This is a genomic window from Aeromicrobium chenweiae (genome assembly GCF_003065605.1).
Lineage (GTDB): Bacteria > Actinomycetota > Actinomycetes > Propionibacteriales > Nocardioidaceae > Aeromicrobium > Aeromicrobium chenweiae.
Genome location: NZ_CP026952.1, coordinates 2,021,553 through 2,037,240 on the forward strand (window position 1 = coordinate 2,021,553; position 15,688 = coordinate 2,037,240).

At 71.6% G+C, this 15,688-nt stretch carries 22 protein-coding genes and 1 tRNA gene; 12 read left to right on the plus strand and 11 right to left on the minus strand.

Features of this window, described 5'->3' with window-relative positions; all coding sequences use genetic code 11:
• The first annotated feature begins 30 nt into the window (after positions 1-30).
• Positions 31-426 (plus strand): SHOCT domain-containing protein, encoded by a 396-nt coding sequence (locus C3E78_RS09730; protein ID WP_108578103.1) that lies wholly within the window; start codon positions 31-33, stop codon positions 424-426.
• A gap of 43 nt (positions 427-469) precedes the next feature.
• Positions 470-988, plus strand: coding sequence for a DUF1269 domain-containing protein (locus tag C3E78_RS09735; protein ID WP_108578104.1), 519 nt, complete (start codon positions 470-472; stop codon positions 986-988).
• 97 nt (positions 989-1,085) lie between these two features.
• Here the strand turns inward: C3E78_RS09735 and C3E78_RS09740 are convergent, their stop codons facing one another.
• Positions 1,086-1,916, minus strand: coding sequence for a spermidine synthase (locus C3E78_RS09740; RefSeq protein WP_424922761.1), 831 nt, complete (start codon positions 1,914-1,916; stop codon positions 1,086-1,088).
• A gap of 83 nt (positions 1,917-1,999) precedes the next feature.
• On the opposite strand from C3E78_RS09740, the gene C3E78_RS09745 reads away from it, so the two are divergent.
• Positions 2,000-2,401 (plus strand): hypothetical protein, encoded by a 402-nt coding sequence (locus C3E78_RS09745; protein ID WP_135804919.1) that lies wholly within the window; start codon positions 2,000-2,002, stop codon positions 2,399-2,401.
• A gap of 23 nt (positions 2,402-2,424) precedes the next feature.
• Positions 2,425-3,207: an ABC transporter ATP-binding protein gene (locus tag C3E78_RS09750; RefSeq protein ID WP_108578106.1), complete on the plus strand. Its 783-nt coding sequence runs from the start codon at positions 2,425-2,427 to the stop codon at positions 3,205-3,207.
• 12 nt (positions 3,208-3,219) lie between these two features.
• Here the strand turns inward: C3E78_RS09750 and C3E78_RS09755 are convergent, their stop codons facing one another.
• Complete coding sequence (locus tag C3E78_RS09755; RefSeq protein ID WP_108578107.1) at positions 3,220-4,251, minus strand: LLM class flavin-dependent oxidoreductase; 1,032 nt, start codon at positions 4,249-4,251, stop codon at positions 3,220-3,222.
• Between the two features lies 1 nt (position 4,252).
• Entirely contained in the window at positions 4,253-4,489 is a 237-nt protein-coding gene (locus C3E78_RS09760; RefSeq protein ID WP_108578108.1) for an RNA-binding S4 domain-containing protein, read from the minus strand.
• Between the two features lie 23 nt (positions 4,490-4,512).
• Here C3E78_RS09760 and C3E78_RS09765 point away from each other — a divergent pair, with 23 nt between their 5' ends.
• Entirely contained in the window at positions 4,513-4,878 is a 366-nt protein-coding gene (locus C3E78_RS09765; RefSeq protein ID WP_108578109.1) for an RNA-binding S4 domain-containing protein, read from the plus strand.
• Here the strand turns inward: C3E78_RS09765 and C3E78_RS09770 are convergent.
• The 3 genes from C3E78_RS09770 to C3E78_RS09780 all read right to left on the minus strand — a co-directional run bounded on the left by C3E78_RS09770 (position 4,875) and on the right by C3E78_RS09780 (position 7,128).
• Entirely contained in the window at positions 4,875-5,288 is a 414-nt protein-coding gene (locus tag C3E78_RS09770) for an NUDIX hydrolase (protein ID WP_108580842.1), read from the minus strand. The genes C3E78_RS09765 and C3E78_RS09770 overlap by 4 nt on opposite strands.
• Entirely contained in the window at positions 5,285-5,881 is a 597-nt protein-coding gene (locus C3E78_RS09775; RefSeq protein WP_108578110.1) for an LOG family protein, read from the minus strand. Before C3E78_RS09775 ends, C3E78_RS09770 begins: the two co-directional genes overlap by 4 nt.
• A 68-nt stretch (positions 5,882-5,949) precedes the next feature.
• Positions 5,950-7,128, minus strand: a complete 1,179-nt coding sequence (locus tag C3E78_RS09780) for an endonuclease/exonuclease/phosphatase family protein (RefSeq protein ID WP_108578111.1) — start codon at positions 7,126-7,128, stop codon at positions 5,950-5,952.
• Between the two features lie 164 nt (positions 7,129-7,292).
• Here C3E78_RS09780 and C3E78_RS09785 point away from each other — a divergent pair, with 164 nt between their 5' ends.
• From C3E78_RS09785 to C3E78_RS09795, 3 genes are read left to right on the plus strand one after another with little or no spacing between them, the layout of a single operon-like run.
• On the plus strand, positions 7,293-7,502 hold the full coding sequence (locus C3E78_RS09785) for a hypothetical protein (RefSeq protein ID WP_108578112.1): 210 nt from the start codon (positions 7,293-7,295) through the stop codon (positions 7,500-7,502).
• A 2-nt stretch (positions 7,503-7,504) separates the two neighbouring features.
• Entirely contained in the window at positions 7,505-8,635 is a 1,131-nt protein-coding gene (locus C3E78_RS09790) for a cupin domain-containing protein (protein ID WP_235833761.1), read from the plus strand.
• Positions 8,632-9,537, plus strand: a complete 906-nt coding sequence (locus C3E78_RS09795; protein ID WP_108578114.1) for a sucrase ferredoxin — start codon at positions 8,632-8,634, stop codon at positions 9,535-9,537. The genes C3E78_RS09790 and C3E78_RS09795 overlap by 4 nt, the downstream gene beginning before the upstream one ends.
• A gap of 20 nt (positions 9,538-9,557) precedes the next feature.
• Here the strand turns inward: C3E78_RS09795 and C3E78_RS09800 are convergent, their stop codons facing one another.
• The gene (locus tag C3E78_RS09800; protein WP_108578115.1) at positions 9,558-10,178 is read right to left on the minus strand and encodes an NAD(P)H-dependent oxidoreductase; all 621 of its coding nucleotides are present in this window, start codon (positions 10,176-10,178) and stop codon (positions 9,558-9,560) included.
• Positions 10,178-11,065, minus strand: a complete 888-nt coding sequence (locus tag C3E78_RS09805) for an alpha/beta fold hydrolase (protein ID WP_108578116.1) — start codon at positions 11,063-11,065, stop codon at positions 10,178-10,180. The genes C3E78_RS09800 and C3E78_RS09805 overlap by 1 nt, the downstream gene beginning before the upstream one ends.
• 94 nt (positions 11,066-11,159) lie before the next feature.
• Here C3E78_RS09805 and C3E78_RS09810 point away from each other — a divergent pair, with 94 nt between their 5' ends.
• From C3E78_RS09810 to C3E78_RS09820, 3 genes are all read left to right on the plus strand, one after another.
• Positions 11,160-11,651, plus strand: coding sequence for a CGNR zinc finger domain-containing protein (locus C3E78_RS09810; RefSeq protein WP_199906792.1), 492 nt, complete (start codon positions 11,160-11,162; stop codon positions 11,649-11,651).
• A gap of 65 nt (positions 11,652-11,716) precedes the next feature.
• Positions 11,717-12,358 (plus strand): TetR/AcrR family transcriptional regulator, encoded by a 642-nt coding sequence (locus C3E78_RS09815; RefSeq protein ID WP_108578117.1) that lies wholly within the window; start codon positions 11,717-11,719, stop codon positions 12,356-12,358.
• Between the two features lie 33 nt (positions 12,359-12,391).
• Positions 12,392-13,039, plus strand: coding sequence for an MBL fold metallo-hydrolase (locus C3E78_RS09820; protein ID WP_108578118.1), 648 nt, complete (start codon positions 12,392-12,394; stop codon positions 13,037-13,039).
• 14 nt (positions 13,040-13,053) lie between these two features.
• Here C3E78_RS09820 and C3E78_RS09825 read toward each other — a convergent pair whose 3' ends face one another.
• On the minus strand, positions 13,054-13,995 hold the full coding sequence (locus C3E78_RS09825) for an alpha/beta hydrolase family protein (protein WP_108578119.1): 942 nt from the start codon (positions 13,993-13,995) through the stop codon (positions 13,054-13,056).
• Between the two features lie 89 nt (positions 13,996-14,084).
• On the opposite strand from C3E78_RS09825, the gene C3E78_RS09830 reads away from it, so the two are divergent.
• Positions 14,085-14,528, plus strand: coding sequence for a MarR family winged helix-turn-helix transcriptional regulator (locus C3E78_RS09830; protein ID WP_199906793.1), 444 nt, complete (start codon positions 14,085-14,087; stop codon positions 14,526-14,528).
• 16 nt (positions 14,529-14,544) lie between these two features.
• Here C3E78_RS09830 and C3E78_RS09835 read toward each other — a convergent pair whose 3' ends face one another.
• Both C3E78_RS09835 and C3E78_RS09840 read right to left on the minus strand, forming a co-directional pair.
• Entirely contained in the window at positions 14,545-15,219 is a 675-nt protein-coding gene (locus tag C3E78_RS09835; protein WP_108578121.1) for a hypothetical protein, read from the minus strand.
• A gap of 288 nt (positions 15,220-15,507) precedes the next feature.
• Positions 15,508-15,581 (minus strand) — tRNA-Pro (locus tag C3E78_RS09840).
• Between the last annotated feature and the right edge of the window lie 107 nt (positions 15,582-15,688).

The window sequence follows — 15,688 nt, forward strand, 5'->3', positions numbered from 1 at the left end:
CTCCAGCGTCCACAGCAGAGCGGGGTTGTCATGACGGTTTTCGGCTACGACGGCTGGGACCTGGTCTGGTCGGTGTTCTGGGTGCTGGCGTTCGTCGTCTACGTCTTCGCCCTGTTCGCGGTCATCAGCGACCTGTTCGACGACCACGAGCTCAGCGGGTGGTGGAAGGCGGTGTGGGTCGTCCTGCTCCTGGTCCTGCCGTTCCTGACCATCCTGGTGTACCTGATCGTCCGCGGCCGGGGCATGCAGGACCGAGCGCAGCGACGCGCCGCGGAGGCCCAACGGGCGACCGACGAGTACATACGGACGACGGCCCGGCACAGCTCGCCCGCCGACGAGATCACCAAGGCCAAGGCCCTGCTCGATGACGGGACGATCACGAACGACGAGTACGAGGCGATCAAGGCGCGCGCCCTCGCGTCCTGACGTGCTCCTCCACAGCGAAGCCCCAACCGGAAGGTGAACCACCATGACCGATCGCCACTACTCCCTGCTCGTCGCCGCCTACGACGACCAGTCCGCCGCCCGCGAGGACTTCAAGGCCCTGAAGTCCGTCGACGACCTGGACGTCGTCGCGGCGGTGGTGCTGTCCCGGAACGCCGAGGGCACGGTCGAGGCCAGGGAGCACGGCGGGAAGCTGATCAGGTACGGCACGGCGGCCGGAGCCGTCGCGGGAGTGGTGGTGGGCCTCTTCGCGCCGTCGCTGCTGCTGTCGGGCGTGATCGGCGCCGGGGTCGGCGCGGGAGTCGGCGAGATCGTGAAGCGCCACGAGGAGAAGCAGATCGGCGTCGACGCGCAGGAGTGGCTGCCCGCCGGGTCGTCGGCGGTCGTGGCCGTCGTCGAGGACGTGTACCTCGACCGGGTCGACGAGGCGTTCGAGAAGGCGTCCAAGAGCATCGCCAAGGCGCTCAACAAGGGCGACTACGACGCCGTCGTCAAGGCCGTCAACAAGGGCGAGCACACGATCGTCGAAGCCATCGCCTCCTGACCCCCGTCTCCGCGAGTGGCGCACGATGAAGAAAGTGAGACGGCGTGTCGTCGACTTCTGCGCCACTCGGGAGACGTTCTGCGCCAGTCGGGCGCGATCAGCTGAAGAAGGCCGCGCCGCCGGGCGGGGCCGGGGACCGCTCGGCGCTGGCGTCGGTGAACGGCTCCTTGGCCGCGAACGTCGTGACGACGTCCCGGTAGGGCAGGACGCGGTACGGGAGCGGCGAGCTGGCGGCCCGGCGGGCCAGGGCCTCCCACGGCAGCGGGGCCTGGGACGCGACGACCAGCACGTTGCCGAACCGCCGCCCCTTCAAGGTGGCCGGCTCGGCGCTGATCATGACGTGCGCGAACGCGTCGCACACGCCACGGACCACGCGCCTGGCGTACGGGAACGGCGCCTTGTCGGCGATGTTGAGCAGGACGAGACCGTCGTCGACGACGACACGCGCCAGGTCGGCGAAGAACTCCGCCGTGGTCAGCTCGGCGGGGATGCGGGCCCCGTCGAACGCGTCCAGCACGATGACGTCCGCGAGCGAGTCGCGCAATGCCGCGATCCCGCTGCGCCCGTCGACCGGACGGATCTTGATGCCGCTGTGGCGCGGCAGGGGAAGCTGCTCCCGGACCAGAGCGGTGACCTGCTCGTCGGGCTCGAGGACGGTCTGGGACGACCGGGGCCGGGTCGCCGCGACGTATCGCGGGATGGTCAGCGCCGCTCCCCCGATGTGCACGCACCGCAGCGGTGCACCGGGCTCGCCGTGCGCGTCGATGACGTCGGCGATCCGCTGCATGTAGTCGAACTCGAGCCGGGTCGGGTCCTCCAGGTCGACGTACGACTGCTCGGTGCCGTCGATGCGCAGGGTGAAGGCGGACGGGCGGTCGCGATCCGCCTCGATCTCGATGCGTCGTTCGGCGTGTTCGGGGCGTTCCACGCTGCCACTCTAGAGAGACGGGGACCGGGGTTGGCACCCGCGGCGGATACCGTCGGCACGTCGCATGCACGGGGAGGTGTTCCATGGGACTACGCGCGCTGCAGGTGGTAGCGCTCGGGGTGGCGCTCGTCCTGGCCGTCGGCGCCGGGCGCATGGTGCACCGTCACTTCGAGGGGCCCGACCCCGTCGACGCGGTCCGGGCGGCCACGATGGCGTACGCCACGGGTGACTGCGCGGCGCTGCGCAGGGTCACGGTCGACCCCGCGACGGTCCGCTGCGCCGACGTCAGGAGCGTCCGCGACGCCTACCGCGACGAGGGCCTGCGTCCCAGCACCTTCCGCTACGTCGTCGTGGCGCGCGACGACGACCGTGCGACGGTCCGCATCTCGTACCGCCGCGGGCAGGACGCCCTGCACGAGCTCGTGCGCGTGCACCTCAAGGAGGATGCGTGGAAGGTGTTCCCGGCGCCCCTGGGCGGGGGCTGAGCGACGCCGTCTACGCTGGCCGGATGCCGGACGTGGTGCTCGACGTGGACGCCGTCGACCTCGTCCGGGAGCAGAGGACCCTCCTCGACGACGTCAGCCTGACGGTCCGCCGCGGCGAGCACTGGGCGCTGATCGGGCCCAACGGTGCCGGCAAGTCAACCCTCCTGAGCCTCTTCGGCGCGGTCACCCATCCGACGCGCGGCACGGTGCACGTGCTCGGTCGCCAGCTGGGCCGGGTCGACATGCGCGACCTCCGCCGGGACATCGGCTTCGTCAACCCTCGCCATCCCCTGCGCTCGGACCTCTCGGTCGAGGAGATCGTGCTGACCGGGGCCACCGGGACCATCGAGCCGTTGCCCCGCTGGGCGCCCACGGACGACGAGCGCCACCGGGCACAGCAGCTGATGAAGATGCTCGGCGTCGACGTCGTCACCTCGGCGCACTGGCTGACCATGTCCCAGGGCGAGCGCGGCCGCACGCTCATCGCCCGTGTGCTCATGCACGATCCCCCGCTGCTGCTCCTGGACGAGCCGTCGACGGGTCTCGACGTGGCAGCGCGCGAGCAGCTCCTGACGACGCTCGACGGGCTGCGCGAGACCCTCCCCGACACGTCGACGGTCATGGTGACCCACCACTTCGAGGAGCTGCCGCGCACGACGACGCACGCGGCCCTCATCCGCGGTGGGCGCATCATGGCGTCCGGGCCGGTGGACGAGGTGCTGACGACGCCGCAGGTCAGCGAGTGCTTCGACCACCCGATCCGGGTCGAGCGCACCAACGGTCGCTGGGCCGCGACGGCCGGCTGACCGGGCGCCGGGTCAGCCGAGCGCCTCGTGGACGAGGGGGGCGACCTCGCTGCCGTACAGCTCGATGCTGCGCATGAGCTTCTCGTGCGGCAGCGTCCCGTTGCTGAACTTGAGGTCGAAGCGATCCAGCTCGAGCAGCCGGGCGTTGCGAATGATCTTGTCCGCCACGGTGCGCGGCGAGCCGACGTGGATGGCCCCGCCGGGTCCGGCCCCGGCCTCGAACTCCTCGCGGGTGGGCGGCGGCCAGCCGCGCTCGCGGCCGATCCGCTCGCGCTGGACCGCGAAGTGCGGCCACAGCTCCTCGCGTGCCTGCTCGTCGGTGTCGGCGACGTGCCCGGGCGAGTGGACGCCGACCGGCAGCCGGGGCTGGCCCAGCTGCTCCAGCGCCTGGCGGTACAGCTGGGCGTACGGCGCGAACTGTGCCGGCGGGCCGCCGATGATCGCGAGCATGAGCGGGATGCCGTAGCGGGCCGCCCGGATCACGGACTCGGGGCTGCCGCCCACGCCGATCCAGGTCTTCAGCGTCCCGGCGGCAGTCTTGGGGAAGACCTCCTGGTCGGCCAGCGGCGGACGCAGGTTGCCCTGCCACGTGACCGGTCCCTCGCTGCGGAGCGCCGCGAACAGGTCGAGCTTCTCGCTGAACAGCTCCTCGTACTGGCCGAGGTCGAGGCCGAACAGCGGGAACGACTCGGTGAACGAGCCGCGTCCCAGGATCACCTCGGCGCGCCCGTTGGAGACCGCGTCGAGGGTCGCGAAGCGCTCGTACACGCGGATCGGGTCGTCCGAGCTCAGGACCGTCACGGCGGTGCCGAGGTGGATCTGCGTGGTGCGGGACGCGATGGCGGCGAGGACGACCTCGGGGGCGCTCACCGCGAAGTCGTCACGGTGGTGCTCCCCCACGCCGAAGAACGCGAGGCCCAGCTCGTCCGCCAGCACGGCCTGGTCGACGATGTTGCGGATCACCTGGTCGTACGGGAGCGGTGTCCCGTCCGGGCCCGCGGTGACGTCGCCGAAGGTGTCGAGGCCCAGCTCGAGCCGCGCCACGTCAGCCGACCTTCGCGACGAGCGTCTGCGAGGCGGTTCGCACCTCGACGACCATGCCCTTGCCAAGCTGTCGGCCGCGGCGGGTCTCGACCTCGCCGTCGACCAGCACGTCACCGTCGCCGATCATCGCACCGGCCTGTGCCCCGGACTCGGCGAAGCCCGCGAACTTCAGGAACTGTCCCAGGCGGATCATGTCGTCGCGGATCTCGATGACCTCGATGTCGTCGTCGCTGCTCATGGGGTGAGTCTAGAGTCGGTGGCATGGACACCAGCGCGCGCGCCGACGTGTGGGTGTCGTCCGTCCGGCTCTACAAGAACCGGTCGATCGCCTCCAAGGAGTGCAAGGCCGGGCACGTGCGGATCAACGGGTCCAAGGCCAAGCCGTCGCAGCCGGTCAACGTCGGCGACCGCATCGAGGCGCTCACCGAGGGTGGTCCGCGCATCGTCGTGGTCACGAAGATCATCCACAAGCGGGTCGGCGCACCCGTCGCCGTGCAGTGCTACGAGGACAAGACGCCCCCGCCGCCTCCCAAGGAGGAGATCGCGGTCATGCCGCGGCGCGACCGTGGCGCCGGGCGCCCCACCAAGCGCGACCGTCGTGCGATGGATCGTCTGCGAGGCCGCTAGCCGGTCGTGCGGGCCCGGACGATCGGCAGCAGCGCCTCGCTGCTGAGCGGCGCCAGGTCGATGTCGCCGGGATCGTGCGGATCGACCCACCGGCTCTCGGCGATCTCCGCAGCGGCCACGGGCAGCGCCCCGTCCACGGTGAGCGCGTAGACCTCGGCCAGCACCCGGTGCCCCGGCTCGTTCGCGGCGTCCTCCTCGAACGTGCCGACCCAGGTGAAGTCGTCCGCGGGCGGCCGCAGCCCCAGCTCCTCGTCGAGCTCGCGCCGCAGCGCCTCCAGCGGGCTCTCCCCCGCCTCGATCTTGCCGCCGGGCTGCATGAACATCGTGGTGCCGTGCTTGCGCACCATGAGGGCGCGTCCCTCCGCGTCCACGACCAGCGCGGCCGAGACGTGGATGACCCGGTCCCTCACGGCTGCGGCGTCTCGGGGGCGGCGGCGCCCCACTTGTCGGTCCACGACGGCGGTGCGGCCAGCATGTCCAGCAGCGTGCCCAGGTCGTCGGAGAAGGACACGATGCCGGACTGCTCGGCACGGACGAAGCCCTCGCTGACCATCGTGTGGAGCATGGTCCGCATCGGCGCCCAGAAGCCGTCGACGTCGAGGAAGCCGCTCGGCTTGGCGTGGATCGTCAGCTGGGCCCAGGTCCACTGCTCGGCGATCTCCTCGAGCGTGCCGGCCCCGCCGGGCAGGGCGATGAACGCATCGGACAGGTCGGCCATGAGCTGCTTGCGGGCGTGCATCGACTCGACGACGTGCAGCTCGCTCAGCCCGTGGTGCGCGAGCTCGCGGTCGTCCAGCTGGCGCGGGATGACCCCGACGACCCGGCCGCCGGCCTCCAGCGCGGCGTCCGCGACGGTGCCCATCAGCCCGACGTGACCGCCGCCGTAGACGACGTCGATGCCCCGCTCGGCGAGCGTCCTGCCGGTCAGCCGGGCCGCCTCGGCGTACACGGGTGACGCCCCGAAGCTGGAGCCGCAGAAGACCGCGACGGACCTGAGTGCCATGTGTCCTCCGTACGAATGTGCCTGACCGTCATTGTCGCGACCGGCACCGGTCGGCGGGCGCCCACCCCTCAGGGCAGCAGCGCGGTGACCCGCACCAGGTTGTGGTCCGAGGCGATGGGTCGCACGTTCTTGCCTCCGCGGACCGGGGCCACGACGGCCCACCTGTCGGCGCCGGCCTTGGCGGGCAGGAACACGTGGTCGACGTGGTCGCCGTACTTCACGCCGCGGACGGGCTTGCTCTTCCAGCCGTTGTAGGAGTTGATGAACGCGTTGGCGTAGCGGGCGGAGCGGTCGTACGCGTCGGCGAGTCCGGCGGCCTCCAGCCGCTTGCGGGGGCTGTCGTTCGGGCGGTTGCGGTGCGAGTTCAGGTCGCCCGCGACGACGATCGGCCGCGTCCCGGCCTCGGCGCGGGCCAAGGAGATCAGGCGTCGCGTCTCGGCATCGCGCTGACGGGCGTCGCCCGCGGACTTGCCCGCCCGCAGGTGCGCGCTGACGAACACGTACGTCTTGCCGGTCTTCTTGACCCGCAGCTGCGCCCAGGCCGCGGTGGCGCTGCCCCCGAGGCCGAACGTGCCCGCGGCGGGGAGCGCGACCGGGACGTCCTGGCAGACGTCGTCGTCGCAGACCAGCTCCGTCCCGGGCCGCAGCACCGGCTGGAGCCTGGACCGCCGGTAGAAGACGCCCTCGGTGGACGAGGCCGAGGCGAGCGCGTACCCGAGCGGCGCGAGACGTGCCTCGATGTCCGCCAGGACGCGGTGGCCCTCCTGGATGTTGACCACGTCGGCGTCCGCCTCGCGGATGCGCTGGACCACCGCTCCCGCCCGGCCGCTCCATCCGTGGCAGCCGGACGCGACGCCGCACACGTTGAACGTCGCGACGCCGACCTTGCTGCGGCCGCTCTTGTTCTTGTAGCGCATCGTCGAGTGGCAGTACCGCTGCGAGCGGTTCGCCCCGTTCGCGCGGGCGGTCTGGAAGCAGTACATCGTCCCGGGACGCAGACCGCTGATCCGGACCTTGGACGCCGTGGACTTCTTGGACACCGACGTCTTCAGCACCGCCCCGTACGACGCGGCGTAGAAGGTCCGGTATCCCGAGGACCCGCCCGGCCAGTCCAGGGTGATCGAGGTCGTCGACGAGGCGGTCACCCAGGGCGCGCGCCCCGGACCGGCGGCGGACGCCGACGTCATCGTCGAGGCGGCGAGGCCGAGGACGAGCAGCACGAGCAGGGCGGGGAAGGGTCGACGCACGGCGTCACGGTAGTGGAGCCGACCGCGCCGCGTGGGCAGTTCGACGAACTGCGTGAAAGCCCGTCGCGAACTGCTGTCGCCTTGTCCGGCAGGCCGGGTGGCACCAGACTGTAGATCCGGGTCGTCCGATCGGGCGGCCGGCCACTTCGCACCCAGGAGGACGCATGACGACCACGCCCGACGAGCCGCTGAACGACGACGACATGACCACCACCAGCCCCGTGGACGGCACCATCCCGACCGGAGGCGACGCCGACGGCACCGACGGCGACGGGACCGACGGAGACGGCACGGACGGGACGGACGGCGACGCCTCCGACTCCGACGGCACCGACGGTGACGGGACCGACGGCACGGACGGCGACGCGTCCTGACCGTGCCCGACTCCGCGCTCGACCTGCTCAGCGGTGACGCCCAGACCTTCGTCTCGAAGGTCTGGGCGTCACGCACGCACGTGCACCGCGCCGATCCCGACGCGCTCGTGCCCCTGCTGTCCCTGGACGCCGTCGACACGCTGCTCACGTCGTCGGCGATCCGCACGCCGTCCATCCGGCTGGCCCAGGACGGGGCCGTGCTCCCCGAGTCGGCCTACACGCGAGGGGCGACACTGGCCGGAAAGCCGCTGACCGGCCTGGTCGACCCCCGCAAGGCGCTCGCCCTGTTCGAGGGCGGCGCCACGATCGTCCTGCAGGGCCTGCACCGCTACTGGGAGCCGATCACCCGCCTGGTCGCCGAGCTCGAGCTCGAGCTCGGCCACCCGTGCCAGGCGAACGCGTACCTGACGCCCCCTGGCGCCCAAGGCTTCGCGGTGCACTCGGACTCGCACGACGTGTTCGTCTTCCAGACCGCGGGATCCAAGCAGTGGGAGATCCACGGTCCCGACGGCGCCGAGGAGCTGCTGCTGGAACCCGGCCTGTCGATGTACCTGCCGACCGGCACCCCGCACGCCGCCCGCGCCCAGGACACGGTGTCCCTGCACGTCACGGTCGGCATCAACCAGCTCACGTGGCGTGGACTCGTCGAGCGCAGCGTCGCCGACGTCCTGGCCGCGGTGCCGAGCGATCACCTGCCGGCGGGCTACCTGGACCACCCCGCGGGCCTCGCCGACGAGCTCGCTCGCCGGCTCGAGACGGTGGCTGCCCGCATCCGCGACGTCGACGCGACCGCGAGCGTCGAGGCCGAGGTGCGCCGCTTCCTGACCAGCCGCAGCCCCCGTCTCGCGGGCGGCCTGCACGACGTCCTCGCCGCGGGGACCATCGACGACCGCACCCGGTTGCGCCGGCGCCCCGGCCACCCTTGTGTGCTGATCCCCCGCGGGGACCGGATCGACGTCCTGCTCGGCGACCGGTCGATCGACGTGCCCGGCCGGCTGCGCCCGTCCCTGGACGAGGTGCGGTTGCGCGGCGAGCTCGTCCCGGCCGACCTCGCCCAGCACCTCGACGCCCAGAGCCGGCTCGTGCTGTGCCGCCGCCTCGTCCGGGAAGGGCTTCTCGAGGTCGTTCGGTGACCGCACGGGACCCGGCCTTCCGCTGTGCGGTCGGCAGCGAGCTGCGCGGCGAGTCGGCCTCCGGCACCGCCTCGAACGTCCGCGCCTTCCTGCTGGTCGAGCACCCGGGGCCGTGGGGCGTGAACGCGCTGCGCGACGCCCGGCTGCCCGACGGGCTGGGCGACGCCGTCCTCCGGGCGGGCGCGGCGGCACGGGTGCGTCCACTGCTCGTGCGCCGTCCCGGCCGCCGCGTCCAGGACGACGGGATCCGGGTGTTCGCCGCCTTCACGCACCCGTCCCGCCCGTGGCTGGAGACCACGGTGCTCGCGGACCCGCACGAGCTGCTCGATCTCGACCTCACCGCACTGGGCGAGGGCCGCTCCCCCGGCCTCACCCCGTCCGACGCGTCCCTGCTGTGCGTGTGCACCCACGGTCGACATGACGCCTGCTGCGCCGAGCGCGGCAGGCCGGTGGCTGCCGCGCTGGCCGCCGCCCGTCCCGCGGACACGTGGGAGATCTCCCACATCGGCGGCGATCGCTTCGCCGGCAACATGCTGGTGCTCCCCCACGGCCTCTACTACGGACGGGTGGACGCGGAGTCGTCAGTGGTGATCGCCGACCGGCACGCCGCCGGCGAGCTGGACCTGGACCACCTGCGCGGCCGGTCGGCGTACGCGATGCCGGTCCAGTTCGCCGAGATCGCCCTGCGCCGCCAGATCGGCGAGACGCGGCACGACGCCGTGCGCCTGGTGTCGCGGCGCAAGGACGACGACGTCACCGACGCGGTCTTCGAGGCGGACGGGGCCCGGTGGGCGGTCCGGGTGCGCACCGCCCGCGGTGCGGACCTGCAGCAGCTCACGTGCCGCGCCACCCGCGACAACCCGGTGCCGGCGCACGAGCTGCTGGCGATCGACCGGGTCTGACCGGATGGTCGCGGCGGACCTCACGCCTCGTCCGGTGTCGTCGTGATCGCCGCGGCGACGGCCGCGACCGCGCCCTCCACCTCGCGGACGATCCGTTGCCCGTCCCCCGCCTCGGCGTCCCGGACGAATCGGGTGACGCCGCGCTGCATCCCGCAGAAGTCGATCACCCCGCGGTGGATCTGCGTCTCGAACGCCTGCGCGTACCCGTGCCGGTCGAACGAGCGCTCCGACGTGCCCGACACGGCGAGCAGGTGCGTCGTCAACCGTCCGAGCCGCGGCACCACGGCGTCGTCCTCGTCGTACGCGAAGGCCCAGTCCGCGATGAACACGCGGTCGATCCATCCCTTCAGCAACGCCGGAAGGGACCACCAGAACACCGGGAAGACGAGCACCAGGTGGTCCACCTCGTCGACCCTGCGCTGCTGATCGACGACGTCCGGACCGGGCGCGCCGCGACCGACGTACGCGTCGCGGTCGCCCTGGGTGAATCGCGGGTCGAATCCCTCCTGGGCCAGATCGAGCCTGGCCGCCCGCTCCGGTCCGAGCAGCTGCTGCAGGCGGTCGGCGACCCCGTGCGTCAGCGAGGTCTCGTCGGGGTGCGCCGTGACGATCAGCGTCGATCCCGATCGGCCGTGCGCCATCAAGCGTCGGCGCCCAGCGGAGCCTGCGCGACCCGGTCGAGGAAGCCCACCATGGCGGCGGCCACCTCGTCCAGGTGCGACTCGAGCAGGAAGTGTCCGCCGTCGAGCAGCTCGATCCGGGCGTCCGGCAGGTCCTTGGCGAACGCGCGCGCTCCGTCCGGGCCGAAGATCTCGTCATGGGCTCCCCACACCGCCAGGAGAGGAACGGGGTGCTCACGGAACGTCTCGTGCAGGACCGGGTACAGATCGCGGTTGCGCGGGTAGTCGGCGTACAGGGCGAGCTGGACCTCGGGCTGTCCGGGGCGATTGATCCGTGCGGTGTCACGCAGCCACGTGTCGGGGTCGACGACGCTCGGGTCCGCCAGCCCGTGGGTGTACTGCCAGCGGACCATCTCCTCGGTGAGCGTCGAGCGGACGGCGCGTCCGTCCTCCTCGTTCCCGTCGGCGGCCCAGCGCCACAGCGGCGCCCAGAACGCGTCGACGAACCCCTCCTCGTACCCGTTGCCGTTCTGCGTGACGATGGCCGTCACACGCTCGGGCGACCGGGTGTAGAGCCGCCATCCGATGGGCGCGCCGTAGTCCTGCACGTACATCGCGAACCGGTCGATGCCGAGCTGGTCCAGCAGCTCCTCGGTCAGGTCCGCGAGGTGGTCGAAGGAGTAGTCGAAGGCGTCGACCCCGGGGGCGTCGGAGAGCCCGAACCCGAGGTGATCGGGCGCGATGACGTGATGATGCTCGGCCAGGATCGGCACCAGCTGGCGGAACATCGCCGAGGACGCCGGGAAGCCGTGAAGCAGGACGATCGTCGGTGCCTGCCGGTCACCCGCCTCGCGGTAGAAGATCGTGTGGCCGCGGACGACCGTGGTCCGGTGATGCGTGGGGATCATGTCTAACTGCTTTCGTCGGGATTACCGGTTAGTCACGCTAGATCGATTGATGCTAACCTGTCAAGGAACGTTTTCAGGTTAGGGAGGTCGTGTCGTGGACGAGACGCAGATGCTGTGGCTGCTCAACAGCGCCCCGACGGTCGACGGGGACGTCCAGGAGCTGATCGTCGAGGACGACGAGACCTTCCAGCTGATCCAGAACCTCGGCGGCAGGCCCGGGCCCGCTGCGGTGGAGGCCTTGCGGGCGGTCAGGGACGACCTGCACCGCGTCATCCGCGGGACGGACGACACGGGCGCCCTGCAGCGGCATCTGCGCGGCGTGGTGGGGCGTCCCGAGCTGACCGAGGGCGGCGTCACCTGGCAGCCCGACTTCTCCGGCGCGGACGAGGTGTCCGCGCGGGTCGTGCTCGCGTGGTCGGACCTGGCCACCCGCCTCCCCGGCCGGGTGCGGGCGTGCGCGAACTCCGAGTGCAGCAAGTTCCTGATCGATCACAGCCGCCCCGGCTCCGCGCGCTGGTGCTCGATGGCCGAGTGCGGCAACCGGCTGAAGGCGCGTCGGCACTCGGCGCGGCGGTCGACCGTGTAGGTCCACACCGATCTCCGCGTAAATGGATATGGACTATCCGGCTCCACTTGTGCCATCGTGGGGTCATGACGTCCACCCCGGCAGCCCGCGCCCCCCGGGCCGATGCCCGGCGCAACCGCCAGCGCGTCCTCGACGCCGCCTCCGTCGTCTTCGCCGAGCACGGCACCAAGGCCACCCTCAACGACGTGGCCCGTCACGCCGGTGTCGGCGTCGGCACGGTCTACCGCAAGTTCCCCGACAAGGACGCGCTGCTGGACGAGCTGTTCGCGCACAAGATCGACAGCCTGCTGCAGCTCGCCGGGCGGGCGGCGAGCCTCCAGGACGCGGGCGAGGCGTTCCGCGAGCTCCTGCTCGGCCTCATGGAGATCCGCGCGACGGATCGCGGCCTCGATTCGATCCTTGCGGGACCCGGCCGGGGTGACCGGTTCACCCACGAGCTGGCCCAGGAGTTCCTCCCGGCCGTCGACGGGCTGGTCGCTCGTGCGATCCGGGCCGGCGCGCTGCGGGCCGACTTCCAGGCCCAGGAGGTCTGCCTGCTGGCCCACATGGTCGGGAAGGTCGCCGACATCACCCGTGGCGGCGATCCCGATGCCTGGCGCCGCTACGCGCAGCTGATCGTCGACGGCACCCGACCGTCGCCGGCACCCCTCGCGCCGCCCTCGCTCTCGTTCCAGGAGGTTGCCGCCGCTCTCGGCCGCGATCTCTGACCCCCGTCGCACACCTCCAGGAAGGACCACCCCGTGCCTGCTCTCGAGACCCCGATCGAAGGCCTGCGCGCGACCCCGCCGTCGCGGCTGCCGTACCAGCACGACGTCCTCCTGCGGACGTTCGTCCTGGAGCGTCCGGCCGGCAACGTGCTGGTCTACAACTCGCCGGGCATCACGACGGCCGCGCACGAGATCCAGGCGCTCGGCGGGGCGGCCCGGCTCCTGATCAACCACAGCCACGAGGCGATGTACGGGACACCCGGGATCGAGGTGCCGGCCTACGTGCACGACCGCGATCACGACGAGACCGCCCGGTCGATGAGCGTCGCAGGCACCTTCGCGGAGCGCCACGTCATCGACAACGACCTCGAGGCCATCCCCACACCAGGGCACACCGCCGGCACCACGTCCTTTCTGTGGGACAACGGCCGCCACCGCCACCTGTTCACGGGTGACTTCATCTGGATCGAGCACGGGGAGTGGAAGGCGGTGGTCCTCGACGACAGGCTGCGCGGCGCCTATCTCGACAGCCTCGCGCTGGTCCGCGACCTCGACTTCGACGTCCTGGTGCCGTGGGGCACCACCGAGGGCGATCCGTGCTTCGCGGTCGCCGACCGTGCGGAGATCCGCGAGCGCATCGACGCGATCATCGCCCGGGTCGAGTCAGGCTCCGCCCGCTGACGCCGACACCGGCGTCACCTCGACTCGAGGCGACCCTGGGGATGATCCGTGGTCAGCTCGGCCCGCATCGCCGACCATCCGCTGTCGTCGAGTCCGAGCGCCCTGCGCAGGTAGGCAACCGTGACCCGCTGGACCAGGGCCACGCGCTCGGGATCCTCGTCGGTCGTCTCGGCCGCCTCATAGCCCGCGATGCCGCCGAGCGAGTGCTCGGCGTCGGTCAGCGTCAGCAGGCTCTTCTCGCCGGGACTCAGGTGGTACGGATCAGTGCACCAGTCGGGGCCCCGAACCGTGAGCGGCGAGTCATCCCGGTCGCCCGCGACGATCAAGGCCGGCGTCGTCATGTGTCCGAAGCTGGCCTGCATGAAGGGCAGGTGCTCGGCGGCGAACGGGGTGAGGTTCTTGCCGCCCTCCCCCGCCGTCGCCAGGAGCACCCCGGCCTTCACGCGCGCGTCCGTGAGGTCCTCGCCGCCGGTGCCGTCAGGGTCGAGCACCCTGAGCCCCAGCAGGTTGCCGGCGGTCTGACCGCCGAACGAGTGCCCTGCCGCGGCGATGCGCGACCGGTCGACTCGTCCGGCCAGCCCCGGGACCGAGTCCGCGAGGACGTCGAGCCGGTCCAGCACGAGCTTCACGTCGTCGACCCGGAGGCGCCAGATGCGGGGGATGCGAGGATCGTCCGGGGCGAGGTTCACCGTCCTGGAGTCCAGGAAGGTCGGCTGGACCACGACGAAGCCGTGGGCCGCCCAGTAGTCGGTCAGGGGTCCGTAGGCCTCCAGCGACGACCCGAATCCGTGCGCGAACACGATGACGGGCAGGTCGCTGCCGGTGGCGGGCGCCGAGATGCGCACGTGGAGCTCCTCGGCCTCGCCGCGGTGAGGGGCGGCGAGAGCCACGGGCTTCGCCGAGATGATCGGTCGCGGCGTAGCCAGTCCGGTGGGTGCAGGGGTGGTTGTCGTCATGGCGTGCTTCTTCCTCGTCGGATCTAGTAGTGCCCACTATACAAACGATTGGCTATACACCAATGATCTGACACTCGTAGACTGACGCCGTGCCCACATCAGGAGCGGCCGAGACCCGGCTCGTGCCCATGCTCGACTACCTCGCCCGCATGGGCCGGCGCGCTGCGGAGGGACTGCCCGACACGCTGCGCCCCCGCCACGTGATCGCCCTCGAGGTCATCGCGGAGCAGGGGCCGCTGGGACAGGGCGGGCTGGGCGAGGCCCTGCGACTGGACCCGAGCAACGTCGTGGGCCTGCTCAACGAGCTGGAGGACCAGGAGCTGGTGACCCGGCGGCGAGACCCGGCGGACCGCCGCCGTCACATCGTCGAGATCTCCACCAAGGGAGCACGCGAGCTGGCCACGGCCTCGGCCCGGTTCGGACGGATCGAGGACGAGATGTTCTCGATCCTGAGTCCCCACGAACGGGACACCCTGCACCGCCTCCTGTCCCGCGCGGTCGCCGAGGCATCGCGACAGGACCGCGACACCTGAGCCGGCGCGGGGAACGTCAGCGAAGGACGTTCACCGCACGCGCGACGACGAGGCCGGTGATGGCCAGCGACGTCACCGCCTGCAGCGACATCACGGCCTTGGCCCACCGCGCGAGCGGCATGACGTCGGTGGGACTGAAGGCCGTGGCGTTGGTCAGGCCCAGGTAGAGGTAGTCGATGAAGTGCGGGCGCCACCCGTCGGGAGCCACACCGGGATTGAGCTGCTGCGGGAAGGCCAGGTCCGGGCTGCGCGGCATCCGCTCGGCACGCGCCGCGGCGCCACCGCCGTCGAGCTCGAAGTAGAGCAGCGCGCAGGCGATGACCGTGCACAGCCAGACGGAGGCGCTCGCCTGGAGCAGCTCCCCCGCGGAGTCGGTCGCGCGACCGTCGTCGAGGATGTCGTCGACGAGCTGGACCGTCGACCAGATCGCCCCCACCGACAGCACGGAGATGAGCGCGACGGACGCCACCCGCAGCTCGGTGGTTCGCCGCGAGATCCGTCCCGGGTCCCCGGCGAGCAGCGCCAGCAGCAGCAGGCCCGAGATCACCGGCAGCATCCACGGCCTGCCCAGTCGCAGGTCGTCGGGCAGCACCACGGTGAGGCCCATCGCGACGATCACGGCAGCCGCCATCGGCCACCGCGTCTCGGCGTCGGGACGCTCGGCCGCGCCGGAGCCGGGTTCACGCCTCATCGGTGGTGGACGCCCGTCCCGTCCTCCGCGGTGAGCGACGGCTTGGGCCCGTGCGTGCCCAGGAGCGCACCCCGGACCGAGCTCCTGTGGTGCAGCATGACGATCTCCTCGCGTTCTCGGCGCCGGTCCTTCGCGACGCTAGCCGAGGCCGGTCGCGACGTCCGGGGCCGAAGGGCCCGGCGCGACAGCTGGTCACGGCGGCATCGGAGACGGGCTCCGTGAAACGAAGAAGTCCCGGACCTGCTTCCGCAGATCCGGGACTTCTCTGTCTCTTGCGAGACCAATACGTCGGGCTGACAGGATTTGAACCTGCGACCCCCTGACCCCCAGTCAGGTGCGCTACCAAGCTGCGCTACAGCCCGTTCGTACCGAAGAGGAACTTTACCGCAGGTCCTCCCGGGTTCTCACATCGGCCACTCCTCCGGGACGTCATACCCGGCGAACCGCCTGCGGTTCGGGCGGGATGACG

Bases quoted from the DNA above. Each gene is read 5' to 3' on its own strand.
- C3E78_RS09730 (WP_108578103.1), top strand. From the start codon at position 31: ATGACGGTTTTCGGCTACGACGGCTGGGACCTGGTCTGGTCGGTGTTC.
- C3E78_RS09735 (WP_108578104.1), top strand. From the start codon at position 470: ATGACCGATCGCCACTACTCCCTGCTCGTCGCCGCCTACGACGACCAG.
- C3E78_RS09745 (WP_135804919.1), top strand. From the start codon at position 2,000: ATGGGACTACGCGCGCTGCAGGTGGTAGCGCTCGGGGTGGCGCTCGTC.
- C3E78_RS09750 (WP_108578106.1), top strand. From the start codon at position 2,425: ATGCCGGACGTGGTGCTCGACGTGGACGCCGTCGACCTCGTCCGGGAG.
- C3E78_RS09760 (WP_108578108.1), bottom strand. From the start codon at position 4,489: ATGAGCAGCGACGACGACATCGAGGTCATCGAGATCCGCGACGACATG.
- C3E78_RS09765 (WP_108578109.1), top strand. From the start codon at position 4,513: ATGGACACCAGCGCGCGCGCCGACGTGTGGGTGTCGTCCGTCCGGCTC.
- C3E78_RS09775 (WP_108578110.1), bottom strand. From the start codon at position 5,881: ATGGCACTCAGGTCCGTCGCGGTCTTCTGCGGCTCCAGCTTCGGGGCG.
- C3E78_RS09785 (WP_108578112.1), top strand. From the start codon at position 7,293: ATGACGACCACGCCCGACGAGCCGCTGAACGACGACGACATGACCACC.
- C3E78_RS09800 (WP_108578115.1), bottom strand. From the start codon at position 10,178: ATGGCGCACGGCCGATCGGGATCGACGCTGATCGTCACGGCGCACCCC.
- C3E78_RS09805 (WP_108578116.1), bottom strand. From the start codon at position 11,065: ATGATCCCCACGCATCACCGGACCACGGTCGTCCGCGGCCACACGATC.
- C3E78_RS09815 (WP_108578117.1), top strand. From the start codon at position 11,717: ATGACGTCCACCCCGGCAGCCCGCGCCCCCCGGGCCGATGCCCGGCGC.
- C3E78_RS09825 (WP_108578119.1), bottom strand. From the start codon at position 13,995: ATGACGACAACCACCCCTGCACCCACCGGACTGGCTACGCCGCGACCG.
- C3E78_RS09835 (WP_108578121.1), bottom strand. From the start codon at position 15,219: ATGAGGCGTGAACCCGGCTCCGGCGCGGCCGAGCGTCCCGACGCCGAG.